Source organism: Kitasatospora sp. NPDC092039 (assembly GCF_044756065.1).
Taxonomy (GTDB): domain Bacteria; phylum Actinomycetota; class Actinomycetes; order Streptomycetales; family Streptomycetaceae; genus Kitasatospora.
This window is the reverse complement of record NZ_JBIVSD010000001.1, coordinates 291,804-305,797: the sequence shown is the minus strand read 5'-3', so window position 1 is coordinate 305,797 and position 13,994 is coordinate 291,804. Positions and strand designations below refer to the sequence as shown.

Sequence of the window (13,994 nt, the reverse complement as noted above, 5' to 3'; positions counted from 1 at the left end):
GCGGGCGAGGCGCCGGAGAGGAGTCAGCCCAGGAAGCGGCGCAGCGAGTCCGCCAGGGCGCGCACGAAACCCTCCCGGACCTCCTCGGCGACCAGGTCGAGGGACAGGTACGGGTTGAGGTCCTCCAGCTCGACCAGGAGCAGCCGCCCGTCCGGCGCGCGGCAGGCGTCGACCCGCTGGATGCCGTGGGCGAGGGTGTTCCACCCGACGAAGCCCCGGGCGAACTCCAGGTCGGCGGCGCTCGGCCGGTACGGCTCCAGCACCCAGCGGCGGGTCGGGTCGGGGGTGTGGAGGGCGTACTGGAAGGCGTCGTCCACGAAGTAGAAGGACACCTCGTAGCGGAAGTCGATCCGCGGCTGGACCAGCACCTCGCCCCAGGCGAGGGCGTCCAGCTCGCCGCGGGTGAGGAAGCGCAGGCCGATGCTGTCGGCGCCCTCCCGGGGCTTGACCGCGTAGTGGTCGGCGGCGGGCAGCCGGCCGAGGTCCTGCGGGCGGTCGACGGTGGGAATGACCGGGTACCCCTCCTCGGTGAGGTCCAGCAGGTACCGCTTCCCGGCCATGTCGCCCCGCCCGGTCAGCGGGTTGTAGACCCGCACGCCGTCGGCCAGCGCCCGGGCGCGGAACCGGGCGTACTCCTCCCGGTAGTGCAACACCGGCCCGCTGTTGCGCACCACGACCGCGTCGAAGCGCCCCATCAGCGCCCGGGCGTCCAGCGGGTGGCACAGGGCCAGGTCGAACCACTCCCGCAGCCGGGAGGTGAGGAGGACGTCCTCGTCGCCGTACCGGCGCCCACGGGCCGGGTAGGCCAGGTCGGTCACGTACAGCAGGCTGGGCCGGTCGGGCACGGGCACTCCCTCGGTCGGTGGGCGGGGAGCGAATCTACCGTCCTCCGCCCGACCTCCGGGGAGACGGCCTCACATCCGGGACCTCAGCACGTCGACCTCGCAGCCCGGCGCGGACGGGTCGAAGCCGTGCTCGACCAGCCACCGGACCGCCTGCAGACTGCGAAACGACCACCACGCGCGGATCACGTCGAGGTCGACGTCGGTGCCGTAGCCGGCGAGGACGTCGCCGAGGCGCTCCTCGTGTCCGAGCGTCAGGATGGCGAGGTCGAACAGGGCGTCACCCCGGCCCGCCTCCGACCAGTCGATGACGCCGGTGACCTCGTCGCCCTCGACGAACACATGAGATATCTGCAGGTCCCCGTGGGTGAACACCGGCGTCCACGGCCGGAGCGCGCCCTCGGCGATCCGGCGGTTGCGGGTGACCAGGTCGGCGGGAAGGACGCCGTTCGTCAGGAGCCACTCGCACTCGCCGTCGAGCTCCGCCGCCAACTCGTCGACGCCCCGGCCGGGCCAGGGCGGCAACGGCGCCTCGTGCAGGGCCCGGACGGTGGCGCCCGCCGCGGCCCAGGCCGCCCGCGACGCGGTCGACGGCTCGCCGAGGCGGCCGAGCGCCGTCCCGGGGACGGCGGCTATCGCGAGCACCGGCGGCCTGCGCCACAGGACCTCGGGGGTCGGCACTGGCGCCAGGGCCATCGCCTCGACTTCGACGGCGGTGCGCGCGTGGTCGCCGTCCACCTTCAGGAACACGTCGCCGACGCGCAGGGTCGCGCGCTCGGAGTGGGCGACGACGACCTCGACCTCATCCATGGCGACCAGTATCGCGGGACGGCCGTCGGCGGCGCCGGGAATTTCGCGTACCACGGCGGCGGGGGAGCGTGCGTTCGGGAGCCGCGCCTGTCGGGCCGTCAGTTCCCGTCCCGGCCCGACGGTCCGGTGTAGAGGGCGGCGGCGCGGCGGGTGGCGTCGGCCAGGCGGGCACGGAGTTCGGGAGGGTCGAGGACCTCGGCCTCCGGGCCGAGGCGGAGGAGTTCGAAGTAGCCGATGTCCCAGGTCTCGACCGGCAGGGTCACGGTGACCCAGCCGTCGGCGTCCGGGGCGCCCGCGGTGGCGAGGGCGTCGGCGGCGACGGTGGGTTCCAGCAGGACGGCGAGGTTCTCGACGGCGACGGGGCTCAGGCGGACCACGGCCCGCTCGCGCAGCATGGCGCGGGTGAACTCCCGGGCCGCGGCGGCCCAGTGGTCGGCGAGGTCGAACTCCGGGTCGCGCTCGAAGCGTTCGTCGCCGGCCTCGGCGGTCTCGAAGCGGTCGACGCGGTACGAGCCGATCCGGCCGGACGGGCCGCGCGCCGCCAGGTACCACCGGCCGGCCTTCAGGACCAGGCCGTACGGCTCCAGCCGCCGGTCCCGGGTGCCGCCGCGAGCCGCGTACCGGCCGTGGAGCACGCGGTCCTCCCACACGGCGCGCGACACCTCGGCGAGCAGCGGAGGGGCCTCGGCGTCGCGGAACCAGGCCGGTGCGTCGAGGTGGAAGCGCCGGGCGGCGGCCGCGGGGGCGTCGCCCAGGGCGGCGGCGACCTTCAGCCGGGCGGCGAGGGCGTGCCCGGCCAGGCCCATGTCGCGCAGCGGGCCCGGGAGTCCGGCCAGGTGCAGGACTTCGGCCTCGGCGCGTTCGAGGCCGGTGAGGCGGGTGCGGTAGCCGTCGACGAGCCGGTAGCCCCCGCCGCGGCCGCGGTCGGCGTACACCGGCACGCCGGCCTCGACCAGGGCGGCGACGTCCCGCTGCACGGTGCGCTCGGAGACCTCCAGCTCGGCGGCGAGCTCCGCGGCGGTCATCGCCCGCCGGCTCTGGAGGAGCAGCAGCAGCGCGATCGTCCGGCTCGCCCGCACGTCGTTCCCTCCGTCGCCCGTCGTGGGTGCGCGCCCGGTGGTACGCCGGCCGCGCGGGACCATTCTCGCCGGGCGCGGAGGCTGGGCCCGCCCCGGCCCGGGGCGGGCCGACCGTCGGCGCCCGGCGTCCGGCGGGGCGGGCCTGCGCGGTCGGCGGTGCGCGGTGCTCAGGCGCGCAGGGGGCCCGGGCCGGGGGCCGGGCCAGGGGCCGGGGTGGGCGGGGTCACACCTGGCCGGCCTCGCCCGGCTTCCCGCCGAGCTCGGCGGGGGCGGCGGCGAACACCGCCATCCACTGCGGGTGCAGCCGGTAGTAGACCACGTCGTTGTCCCAGTCGAAGGCGTCGTCGCCGTAGAAGTCCCGGAAGTACGCGAGCAGCTCCGGCCAGTCGGCGGCCGGCTCGCCGCCGTGGGGGTTGAGGACCTCCACGGTGCCGTGGGTGAACACGCCCAGCTCCTCCCCGCGCAGGTGCGCGGCGCTGACGGCGGGCCGGGCGGCGAGGTGCCGGGCCTTGGCGGCGCCGACCGCGGTGCCGAAGTGCCACTTCCCGTGCAGGAAGTGCCCGTCCACGCCGCTGATCCGCGGCTCGCCCTTGGCCGTCACGGTGGACAGCGCGAGCGTGCACATGCCGGTGAGCACGCCGGTGAGCTGCTCGGCGGTGAGCGTGCGCTCGCTGCTGATGATCGACCGCAGGTGGGCCGTGGAGCGGGCGAGCGAGGCGTCGAGGAGGGCCTGGAGCCGGTGCAGCTCGTCGGGTGTTTCGCGCATGGGGTTCCCTTGTCCGTTCGTCGTCCCGGCCGGTGCCACCACGGCGCCGACCGGCACCCCCACTGTCCCGGTCAAACCCGACATCCTCTGTCGGGTTTCCCGCGCCGCCTCGGCGACGGGCCGAACCGACCGGGGCCGCCGACCGGGCCGAACCGACCGGGGCTGATGGCCGGGCGCCCCCACCGTCCGTCCCTATCGCAGCACGGATTCCAGGAAGTCGCTGCCGAGCCGGGCCACGACCGCGTTGTCGAGCTGGTGGAGGACGTAGCGGCCCCGCCGCCGGGTGGTGACCAGCCCGGCCTTCTTCAGCACGGCGAGGTGGCGGGACACCTCGGGGGCGGTGACGCCGTACGCGTCGGCCAGCTCGTTCGTCGAGTAGCTGCCGCGCGCGAGGTTGCGGCACAGCCGCATCCGCAGCGGGTGGGTCAGCGCGTCCAGGCGCAGCCTGACCGCCTCCACGGACTCGGCGCCGCCGATCTCGTGGGCGGCGGCCGGGTACTGGATCACCGGCTGCCAGCCCGGCCCGTACAGGGTGAACAGGTGCGGCCAGCCGAACGCGGTCGGCAGCAGGGTGACGGCGCTGTCCCCGGCCCGGGTGCGGCCGTGGAGCAGCTTGTCGACCACGATGCGGCTGCCGTGCTCGTCCTCCTCCAGGCTCAGCGCCGGGGACGCCGCCGCGAGCGCCTCCGCCAGGCCCTTGCGGCGCAGCAGCTCGGTCTTGTGCTGGGCGTCGGCGGCGAGCTGGGCGCGGATCCGGCGCCAGGTGTCGGCGAAGAACGCCTGGTCGCAGTCCTCCAGGAGGCGCCGGATCCACGCACGGGTGGCGGTGGGGTCGGCCAGCATCCGCTCCACGAACGCCGCCTGGCGCGGGCCGCGCGCCGCCGCCAGGTCGAGCGCGCGGCGCCGCGCCCACGCGTCGACCAGCGGCGACGGCAGGCCCTTCGGGTAGTGGCTGGTGCTGCAGGAGATCTCCAGGGCCGTGCCGACGAACCTCTCGTCGTCCATGCGGTCGAGGTCGTCCAGCTCCTCGGCGAGGGTCTGCCGGGGCCGGGCCGGCATCAGGAAGTCGGAGCGCGTCGACCGCCACATGAACTCGGCCTCCAGCAGCCGGTCGGCCAGCTCCGGTGCGAGCGCGGCGGAGGTCGCCGTCGTCCACGCGTGCAGCCGCGCGTGGTGGGCCGGCTCGGCCAGCGCGTGCAGCGCGTTGCCGAGCTCCGCCAGCGGCGAGGGGCAGAAGGTGATCCGCTCGTGCGGCAGTCCGGTGATGTCGATGGTCACGCTCACCCCCCTATGGTGCAGGGCCGCTGACGTGCGGGTTCGGGCGGGGGGAGCGGTCGCGCCATTTGACGGGGGCCGTCAAACGACGGGACTTGCCGGGCGGTCGGGGTGCACGGTGGGCGCATGAACGCACTGCAGCAGCACCTCCTCGACAGTCACCGGGCCGCCCAGCACGCCGAACCGGCCCCGCCCGTCCCCGGCACCCACGACGTCGAGGTGCTGCGCGCGGCCCGCGACCGGCGCCGCTTCGAGGCGGTCCTCGCCGGCCGCCCGGCCACCGGCCGCCTCCGGCTGGCGCTGCGCCTGGCCCTCCGCCGCCGGCTGCGCCCCCGGGCCTGCTAGGTCCGGCGGGCACGGCGGGGCCGCCGGGGCCGCCGGGGCCTCGCCGCCCGGGGAAGTGCCAAGCTCGACGGGCCGGGCGGCCGGGCGCCGCGGGCGGTCCGCAGCGGGGTCCTGGCCAGGTGGCCGAGAGCCACATCAGGAGGCCGGGGGTGTGGGCGGCCGACATAGGGAGGGGCACTTCGGCAGCCCTAGGGTGTCCCGGACCGGACACCTCGGCGTGGAGGAGTGAACGCGTATGCGAAGAGGACTGGGCTGGGTGCTCGCGGGCGTGCTGGCGCTGGTCGGTGCGGCCGTCCCGGCGGTGCCGGCGGTGGCCGCCACGGCCGCGGTGCCGTCCCACCTGACCCTGGAGGCGACGTACGGCAGCGTCGCCAACGGCTGGGAACGCGTCGAGCGCTACCTCGACACCACCACCGGCTTCCGGCAGGAGCAGTACCCGCCGGACGGCCGCGGAGACCAGGACGGCCAGCGGCTGACCTTCTTCGGCGGCGTCAAGCAGCCCTACTCCGGCCGTTTCCTGCTCTACTCGGCCCCGGGCTGGAACACCGGCTCGCACCAGGTCCCGGTACTGCTGGTGCACGGCGCCAACGACAACCCGGACCGCGCCTGGGCCAACCCCGGCGAGTCCGGCGGCTACGGCTGCGGCTCCGCCTCCTGCCCGAGCACCGGGCTGATGCAGAACCTGGCCGGGCGGGGCTACCGGGTCTTCGCGATCGGCTTCGCGCACAAGCAGGGCGACAACCTGATGCAGGCCCAGGAGGTCGGCGACGCCGTCGCGCTGATCCGGGCCAAGCTCGGTGTCCCGAAGGTGGACGTGGTGGGCTGGAGCAAGGGCGAGATGTCGTCGCGGGCCTATGTGTCCTCGGTGAAGCCCTCCTGGGGCCGCGCGTACGCGGGCGACGTGCGCAAGCTGATCACCCTCGGCGGCCCGAACGGCGGCTACGACTACCCGTTCGCGCACGGCTGGGCGCACGACTTCTCGATCTGGCCGCAGTGCGGCGGCGCCGTCAACGCCCCGTCCCCGCACCTGCGGATGACCTGCTACGGCACCTACACCTCGCACCCGGAGTTCTCCTTCACCCCCACCAGCGGCTATGACGTCTACCCCGGGCAGCGGCAGATGCTGGCCCGCTGGGACTCGGTGTTCGGCATCGACCAGACCCAGCAGGACTGGTACACGACGTACCACGGCGGGCAGGGCTTCTTCACCGACGGCGGCGGCATCCAGGCCGCGATCAACGCCGGCTCGCTGATCGCCCCGCTGCAGCAGGCCGGGGTCCCCTCCTCGGTGACGTCGTACCTGCTGGCCGGCGGCACGCCCAGCATCGTCGGGATCTTCAACGAGAACCGCGGGCCCAGCGACGGTGTGGTCTTCGTCGCCAGCGCGCTTGACACCACCGGCTTCGGCACCGTCGGCGGGACCGCGCTGATCACCCTCGCCAACCACCTGCAACTCGGCTGGGACGGCGCGGCGAGCGCGCAGGTCGCCGGCTGGCTGAACTGAGGACCACCCGGATGATCATCGAACGACCGGTCGTCACCGACCGGCTCACCGTGAACCACGCCGAGATCGAGGGCCGCACCGGGGAGCCCGTGGTCCTGGTGCACGGCAACGTCTCCTCCGGCGTCTTCTGGCACCCGACCATGACCGCCCTCCCCGAGCGCTACCGTCCGCTGGCGCCCGACCTGCGCGGCTTCGGCGGCACCGAGCCGCTGCCGGTGGACGCCACCCGGGGCCTGCGCGACCACAGCGAGGACCTGCTCTCCTACCTGCGGACGCTGGATCTCGGCCCGGTCCACCTGGTCGGCTGGAGCATGGGCGGCGGTGTGGTGCTGCAACTGCTGCGCGACCACCCGGACCTGGTCCGTTCGCTCACCCTGGTCAACCCGGTCTCCCCGTACGGCTTCGGCGGTACCCACGGGGTGGACGGGCGGCTCAACTCGCCCGACGGGGCGGGGTCGGGCGCCGGCGGTGCGGCCCCCGAGTTCGTCCGGCTGCTGCGCGAGGGCGAACTCGGCGCCGAGTCGCCGTTCGCGCCGCGCTCGGTGCTGAACAGCGCCTACGTCAGCGAGCCCTTGGCGGAGCCGGACCCCTTCGTGACCGCGATGCTGACCACCCGGACCGGGGAGGACCACTATCCGGGCGACAGCCGCACCAGCGACGCCTGGCCCGGTTTCGGACCCGGCGGACGCGGGGTGCTCAACTCGATGGCGCCGACCCACTTCCGGATCGACGACCTGGAGCTGGTCGAGCCGAAGCCGCCGATCCTGTGGATCCGCGGGACGGCCGACGTGATCGTCTCCGACACCTCGCTCTTCGACCTGGCCCACCTGGGGGCGGTCGGCGCGGTCCCGGGCTGGCCCGGCGCCGACACCTGCCCGGCACAGCCCATGGTGGCGCAGACCCGCGCCGTCCTGGACCGCTACGCCGCCGCCGGCGGGCGGGTGCGCGAGGTCGCGGTCGAAGGCGCCGGGCACAGCGTGCAGCTGGAACGGCCGAAGGAGTTCCTGACGGCGCTGGTGGAGGCGTTGGACGGGGCGTGACCGGGACGGCCGGCGCGGAACGGCCCGTACGGGTGCGGCGTTGAGGAACCCGCGGCGGGGCGGGCGGCCCCCCCCCCCCGGGGGGGCGGGGGGGCCCCCCCGGGGGGGGGGGCGGCCCCGGGGGGGGGCGCGGCCCCGCCCGGGGGGGGGGGGCCCGGGGGCGGGGCGGGGGGGGCGGGGCGGCGGGGGGGGGGGGCGGGGCGGGGGGGGGGGGCGGGGGGCCCCCCCCCCCCCCCCCCGCCCGCCCCCCCCGCCCCCGCCCCCCCCCCCCCCCCCCGCGGCTGGGGACCGTCAGGCGCAGGTGACCTTGCCCGCGTCGTCGGCGGTGCAGACCAGGGTCATCGTGCCGTTGTCGGGATCGCTCGGGTAGGGGCTGGCCGACAGCCGGGTCATGGTCAGCGGGTAGCCGGTGCCAGGGGTCAGCCGGCCGACGGTGAACGAGATCAGCGGTGTGATCGTCTGGTGGCCGGCGGCGATGTCGACCATGTCACAGGTGAGGAGCCGCTGCGCCTGGTCGACGGTGCACGCACCCGGGTTGCTGCGGCTGGTGAAGCCCTCGGGGTAGCTGAGCTGGTAGCGGACGCCGGTGGCGTCGCTGGTGCCCACGTTCACCATGTGGGGCGTCACGTAGAGGGTGCCGCCGTTCGCGGTGCTCTCCGTCCGCTCCACGAAGGGGATGGGGTTGGTGGACGGGGCGGGGTGCGACAGGGCGGAGGCGGGGCCCTGCCCGCGCTCGTTCACCGCGGTGACCTGCACCCTGGCGTGGTCCGCCTCGATCTGCGCGACGCGGTCGGCGGGGACCGTCAGGGAGGTCGCGGTGCCGGGTACGGTGCCCAGGACCGTCTGGGCGCCGGCCGGGTCGCCGGGATCGTGCACCACGGTCACCACGTACTCCTGGATGGCGCTGCCGCCGTCGGCGGGCGCGGTCCAGGTGACAGTCGAGCCGTCCGGGGTGATCGCGGGGTGCTTGGGTGCGCCGGGGAGGGTCGACCCGTGGTGGACCGCCGCCTGGACGGTGGCGGCCGGGCAGGCGGGCGTACCGGCGGTGGTGGCGGTGACCAGGTCGACGTAGTGGCTGGGCCGGGGGTGCGGCGGGCTGTACAGGCCGGTCTGGTCGACGGTGCCCAGCGATCCGGGGGCCATGGACCAGGTGACCGCCTGGTTGGGGTCGCAGGCCGCCGGCCAGGTCACCGTGTACTGGTGCGAGGCGGCCGCCGCGGTGAGGCTCTCGGACGGGTCCGCACTCCGCGCGCCCGCGGTGAGGGCCGCGCCGCTGGACAGGGTCGGTCCGGGGAAGGGCCCGGGGGCGTTGTACAGGTCGAAGGTCTTGCTGTAGATCTCGCCGCCGGCGGAGATGCTGGCGACCTTGAAGTCGACGACGAAGAACAGCGCGACCTTCAGTGGTGCTTTCACCGTCAGCCATGGATTGGCGGAGGTGTCCGCGGTCACCTCGATGGCGGGCGTGATCTCCAGCCTCGGGCCGACCAGGTTGTAGACGAGGATCTCGAGCGCGACGGGGAAGGAGAAGGTGACCTTGGCCGCCGCGTTCAGCGAGTAGTCGAAACTGGTGACCGGGTCCTTGGTCAGGTCCGTCTTGTGGACCGCTCCGGTGTTGTCCCGGCTGATCTTGCCGCCCATCGTCCGCTCGTAGGAGGCGGAGAACGAGAACTTGATCGATCCGTCGATCGCGGTCTCCGTGTACACCGTCAGCGAGGGGCACAGCACGATCGCGTACACCGTCAGGCAGGTCGCCGGTTTGACGGTCAGCAGCGGATCGCGCTTCGTCTCGTGCTTGTAGGCGACGCCCAGTTCGCCGACGATCGACGCCTTCGCGGTGGCCGTCGCGGTGAAGTCGTAGGTCATGGTGTAACCGCGGGGATCCACCGCGTAGTAGGCGGGATCGCGCTCGAGACCGGCGGTGGCCGACCAGTCGGTGCTCAGGCTCAGGGCCGCGGTGAGCTTCGCGGTGACCGTCGTGTTGTTGCCCAGCCGCTCCTTCATCCTGGGATCGTTGGTGAGCTTCTCGGCCAGGTCGAGGGTGAAGGTCTTGTTCGCGACCGTGCCCGAGCCCTGGGACGCCACCGACGCCTGGACGTCGGGGTTGAGCATCGTGATCCGGTAGCCGTCGGAACCGGACGCGAGCCGGCTGCCCGTGGCGGTGAAGTCCAGGTCCAGAAAGGCCTGTTCCAGCGCGGCCTGGCTGGTGGTGAGGGTCACCGCGCCGCCGACGGTGCTGATCTTCTCCACCACGCGCAGCAGGCCGCCGGAGAGCAGCGGGTTGCTGTTCTCCCCGACGGCGATGATGTTCTTCACCTTCAGTCCGGCCACCTGGGCGGGCGGGTCGGTGAACACCACGGTGGTGCCGGTGACCTTGGTGACGGCCGCGGCCGAGGCGGCGGACAGCATCACGGTGCCGGGCGCCAGGACCGGAGCGGGCGCGGCCTTGACCACGGCGCTGGTGGCGCCGCGCCGGCCGTCCTGCTGGACGGCGGTGACCGTGATCGAGTACTCGACGCCCGGGGCCAGCGAGGTCAGCGTCGTCTGTTTCGCGGTGGCCGGCACGGTCACCGCGACGGGCTGGCGGTCGGGAGCGGTCGCGTCGACCGAGTAGCCCGTGACGGTACTGCCGCCGTCGTCCAGCGGCGCGTCCCAACTCACCTTCAGCGAGGTCGAGTCGGGCTGGCTGCCGTCCGCGCCGACCGGCGGCGGCGCGGCGGTCACGTCCTGCGGGGCGCCGGCGGGGTAGGCGGGCCGGGTGAGGACGGTGCCGTTGTCGTTGGCGCCGGTGGTCTGGCTGTCGGAGACGCCGGCCGGGCTGGTCCCGGCGGCGTTGGTCGCGGTGACCGAGACGAAGTAGTACCTGTTGTCGACCAGCCCGGTGACGGCGGTGCTCGTCACGTCGCCCGCCACGTTGACGGTCACGCTGGCGCCCGGGCCGTTCGGCGTCGCGGTGACGGTGTAGCCGGTCACGGGCGAGCCGTTGGGGTGGGCGGGGTTCCAGGCGGCCAGGAGTCCGCCGTCCCGGCCCAGCAGGGTGGCCAGCGTGGGAGCGAGCGGTGCCCTGGGCGTCTGCGGGCCGCCGACGAAGGCGGGCGACACACCGGAGACGGTCCCGCCGGTGGTGGTCTCGGTGGCCTTGAAGGCGTAGTTGACGTCGTCGGTCAGACCGCCGATCTCGACCACGGGGGGGTTGGCCGGATCCGGGTGGTCCACCTTGCCGGTGGCGACCGGTGCGCCGGTCGCGTTGCCGTCGGCGTCCAACGCGTACGCGGACACGTCGACGCGGGCCACCGCCTCCTGGGCGGCGTCCCCGGGGGTGACGGTCACGTGCACCGTGCCGGTGGCGAACGGCTGCACGGAGTCGATCAGGGGCGTCTGCACGGCCTGGGCCGCGGCACCCGCCCGCCCGGGCGACGGCGCCGCCCCGGCCGCGCCCACGGATCCCGCGCCCAGCCCCAGCGCTATCGCCACGGCCAGCACCGAGCGGCCGCGTAAGCGCCCGCCCCTGGTCTTCCTCGGATACCACATGCTCGATTCCCCTCCGCCCGCGGCACACAGGGGTCCGCGGGACCGGGCCCCGGCGGAGCCCCGCCGGAATCTACCGACCGGGAAGCGGAATCAAACCATCCTCAACACGGCTTCATCACAAGCGGATCGGCGTCTAGTGGGTCCCTTGCGGGGGTGCGTATGAAACGTCATCAGATCGCCACGGACCGTGACCGCATCGGCGAGGGGCATCCGGGGGCGCAGGGTTCAGGGGCGGCGGTGGGCGGGCGGGTGACCGTGGGTGGGGCGGTTTCCGGCGGCTGTCCGCATGGTCGCGCCCGTCGGGCCGCCGCACGAGGGGTGTCGGCGAAACCGGGGAAGCGGCCCTACGGGGTGGCGGTGACGCCCTTCTGGACGGACGTGCCCGGAAGCGCTCACGCCGTGGACGGTTGTCACGTCTGGCGGGGTGGCCGGGCGGGCATATCACCGGCACCCGGCGACGGGCCCGGCCGCGACTCCCCCACGAAGCGCAACCGGGCCCCGGCCGGCCACCGGGCCTGGGCGCGACTCCCCCCACGGAGCAGCACCTGGGCCCGCATCCTGCTCAACCAGCGACACGCAGCGTACATGCCATCTACACCCAGCGCTACCTGGTTGCCGCGGGACGGCCTCGCCGGTCCCCGTTTCCGGCTCGGTGGACGGGACGCGGGCGGCGCGGGAGCCCGTGGCCGGGATGAGGGCACGGGAAGTCCTTGCTGGCGGAGACGCTCTCCTCGGAGCGGTATCGGTCTTGGGCGGGCGTTTTCAAGCGTCCGCTGTCGTAGGGGAGTTGCGGGCAGCGGTGGTCATCCGCCCTCGCCCGGCTTCCGGGCCCCGGAGGCGAGGTATCCGGCGTGGCCGCCGTGTTCGCCGGGGGCGAGCGGATCCGCTCATTCTCGCGGTCGGTGAGCCGTCCGGCACGGGGGACGGACCGCGCGGGCCGGACGAAGGCGGTCACCGCACCCACCCGCCGGGGCCGGGGCGCAGCGTCATGAAGCCGTCGAGGGGCTCGAAGCCGAGGGAGCGGTAGAGGTGCGCGCCGGCGGCGGTGGCGCGCAGTTCGACGGATCCGCAGCCGCGGTCCTTGAGGGCTTCGACGAGGGCGGTGATGACGGCGCGGCCGTGTCCGCGGCGCTGGTGGGCGGGGTCGGTGGCCACGGTGTGGATGCGGCCCCACAGGCCGGTGGGGAAGGCGGGGCCGAGGTAGCCGCGGTGGATGATGCCGATGGCGCATGCGGCGAGGCCGCCGGCCGTGGGGACGACGTAGGCGAGCAGGTCGGGGTCGGTGCCCAGGCGTTCGCGCATGTCGTCGCGGAAGACGGTGCGCCACTCGTCCGTGAGCTGGCCGTCCAGGACGGCGACGCGCAGGCGCAGCAGTTCGTCGGCGTCGTGGGGTACGGCGGGTCGGGCGGCGGCGGTGGGGGTCATCGGCTGGTTCTCTCCAGGGCGGGGTGGGTGGTCAGCAGGAGGCAGAGCAGGTCGTCGAGCGGGTATTCGGACACGTCGGCCCAGGTGAAGGAGCGCAGCAGGTCGAGGGCGGCCGAGCGCAGGCCGATGGACTCCCAGCCGGCGGGCTGGCGTTCGGCGAGCGGGGTGGTGACGAGGAGGCGGCCGCCGGGGACGAGAAGGCGGCGGGCGCAGGCGACGGTCGGCACGAGATCGACGAACGGGAGGAACAACCGGCAGGTGACGAGGTCGAATCGGCCGGTGGGGAGCAGGCTCAGGCCGCCGCGGTCCGTGTCCATGGGCCGGAAGTCGAGGCCGTCGTAGTCTCGGTGCCGGTCCTGGGCGGTGGCGACGGCGATCTGGGAGAAGTCGACGCCCGTGGTGGTGAAGCCCAGGCCACGGAGGGCGGCGGCGTACTCGCCGGTGCCGCAGCCCAGGTCGAGCGCCCGGCGACCGGCACCCGGGCCCAGGCGTTCGGTGAGCAGTGCGACCTCCTCCTCGGTGACGGGCCGGAAGCCCTTTCCCTGCTGGTAGTGGTCGTTCCAGCGGTCGGCGGCGGGCACGGCCGCTCCTCTCGTCGGGTGCGTTCGGCGGGTGGGTCAGTCGGCGGGAGCGGGGCCGGGTGGTTGCCGCGGGCCGGGATCCAGGCGCTCCAGCAGCCGCTCCACCCTGCCGTCGGGTCGGTAGAGCGTGCGGTAGGCGTACGGGTGCCGTCCGCCGGGCAGGGTGGCGACGCCTTCGTCGACGATGGTGCGGCCTTCGGTGATGGCGAGCAGCCGCAGGTCGGCGTCGGTGGGCAGGGCTGCCTGCTCGCCGGTGGGCGGGCGGCGGTGGCGGCCGGCCATGTCACGCTCCGACGTAGGCGCGCAGGTCCGCGGGGGAGTCCCAGCCGTAGGTGGAGAACCCCCGGTCGTCGCCGGAGAGGTAGGCGGTGAGGGCGGCGTGGGAGGTGGGGAACATCGGGGTGGGCAGCGCCTTGGCGTCGACCCATTGGACGGCGAGGTGCTTGTCCGGTTCGGTGTTCGTCAACTCGCCCTGCCAGGACGCCGCGGCGAACACCGAGAGCAGGAACGGACCCTTCCCGTCCCAGCCGGCCCGGACCTGGATGGTGTGGACCAGCCGCAGCTCCTCCGCGGCGACGACCAGGCCCGCCTCCTCTCGCAGTTCACGGGCGGCGGCCTGATCGAGGCGCTCGCCCTCCTCGGCCTTGCCGCCGGGGACGGTCCAGGCGGGCACCGTCGACCAGGAGTCGTTGGCATAGTGAACGCAGGCGACCATGTCCGCCTTCTCGTCGTGGACGATGACGCAGACGGCCTGACGCAGGGACAGCACGGTTGCTCCGATCGGTAGGAGGCAGGGGCG

Annotated in this window: 13 protein-coding genes; 3 read left to right on the top strand and 10 right to left on the bottom strand. The window is 74.5% G+C overall.

Features of this window, described 5'->3' with window-relative positions:
• Positions 1-23 precede the first annotated feature (23 nt).
• From ACIQI7_RS01280 to ACIQI7_RS01260, 5 genes are all read right to left on the bottom strand, one after another.
• Positions 24-845, bottom strand: coding sequence for a hypothetical protein (locus ACIQI7_RS01280; RefSeq protein ID WP_401103704.1), 822 nt, complete (start codon positions 843-845; stop codon positions 24-26).
• Between the two features lie 69 nt (positions 846-914).
• On the bottom strand, positions 915-1,652 hold the full coding sequence (locus tag ACIQI7_RS01275) for a phosphotransferase family protein (protein WP_401103703.1): 738 nt from the start codon (positions 1,650-1,652) through the stop codon (positions 915-917).
• Positions 1,653-1,750: 98 nt separating this feature from the next.
• Positions 1,751-2,731 carry a helix-turn-helix transcriptional regulator gene (locus ACIQI7_RS01270; protein ID WP_401103701.1) on the bottom strand — a complete coding sequence of 327 codons (981 nt, stop codon included), beginning with the start codon at positions 2,729-2,731 and terminating at the stop codon, positions 1,751-1,753.
• 223 nt (positions 2,732-2,954) lie between these two features.
• A complete protein-coding gene (locus tag ACIQI7_RS01265; protein WP_401103699.1) occupies positions 2,955-3,497 on the bottom strand; it encodes a pyridoxamine 5'-phosphate oxidase family protein in 543 nt (180 codons plus the stop codon).
• Positions 3,498-3,689: 192 nt separating this feature from the next.
• Positions 3,690-4,781 (bottom strand): DUF5937 family protein, encoded by a 1,092-nt coding sequence (locus tag ACIQI7_RS01260; RefSeq protein ID WP_401103697.1) that lies wholly within the window; start codon positions 4,779-4,781, stop codon positions 3,690-3,692.
• 117 nt (positions 4,782-4,898) lie between these two features.
• Between ACIQI7_RS01260 and ACIQI7_RS01255 the strand changes: the two genes are divergently transcribed.
• From ACIQI7_RS01255 to ACIQI7_RS01245, 3 genes are all read left to right on the top strand, one after another.
• Positions 4,899-5,117, top strand: a complete 219-nt coding sequence (locus ACIQI7_RS01255) for a hypothetical protein (protein ID WP_387757341.1) — start codon at positions 4,899-4,901, stop codon at positions 5,115-5,117.
• Between the two features lie 235 nt (positions 5,118-5,352).
• Positions 5,353-6,621 carry an esterase/lipase family protein gene (locus tag ACIQI7_RS01250; RefSeq protein WP_401103695.1) on the top strand — a complete coding sequence of 423 codons (1,269 nt, stop codon included), beginning with the start codon at positions 5,353-5,355 and terminating at the stop codon, positions 6,619-6,621.
• A gap of 11 nt (positions 6,622-6,632) precedes the next feature.
• Positions 6,633-7,661 carry an alpha/beta fold hydrolase gene (locus tag ACIQI7_RS01245; protein ID WP_401103693.1) on the top strand — a complete coding sequence of 343 codons (1,029 nt, stop codon included), beginning with the start codon at positions 6,633-6,635 and terminating at the stop codon, positions 7,659-7,661.
• Between the two features lie 291 nt (positions 7,662-7,952).
• On the opposite strand, the gene ACIQI7_RS01240 is transcribed toward ACIQI7_RS01245, so the two are convergent.
• From ACIQI7_RS01240 to ACIQI7_RS01220, 5 genes are all read right to left on the bottom strand, one after another.
• The gene (locus ACIQI7_RS01240; protein WP_401103692.1) at positions 7,953-11,189 is read right to left on the bottom strand and encodes a fibronectin type III domain-containing protein; all 3,237 of its coding nucleotides are present in this window, start codon (positions 11,187-11,189) and stop codon (positions 7,953-7,955) included.
• A gap of 951 nt (positions 11,190-12,140) precedes the next feature.
• A complete protein-coding gene (locus tag ACIQI7_RS01235) occupies positions 12,141-12,614 on the bottom strand; it encodes a GNAT family N-acetyltransferase (protein WP_401103690.1) in 474 nt (157 codons plus the stop codon).
• A complete protein-coding gene (locus tag ACIQI7_RS01230) occupies positions 12,611-13,195 on the bottom strand; it encodes a class I SAM-dependent methyltransferase (protein WP_401103689.1) in 585 nt (194 codons plus the stop codon). Before ACIQI7_RS01230 ends, ACIQI7_RS01235 begins: the two co-directional genes overlap by 4 nt.
• Before the next feature lie 36 nt (positions 13,196-13,231).
• On the bottom strand, positions 13,232-13,477 hold the full coding sequence (locus ACIQI7_RS01225) for a hypothetical protein (protein WP_401103687.1): 246 nt from the start codon (positions 13,475-13,477) through the stop codon (positions 13,232-13,234).
• A gap of 1 nt (position 13,478) precedes the next feature.
• Positions 13,479-13,964 carry an NUDIX domain-containing protein gene (locus tag ACIQI7_RS01220; protein WP_401103685.1) on the bottom strand — a complete coding sequence of 162 codons (486 nt, stop codon included), beginning with the start codon at positions 13,962-13,964 and terminating at the stop codon, positions 13,479-13,481.
• Between the last annotated feature and the right edge of the window lie 30 nt (positions 13,965-13,994).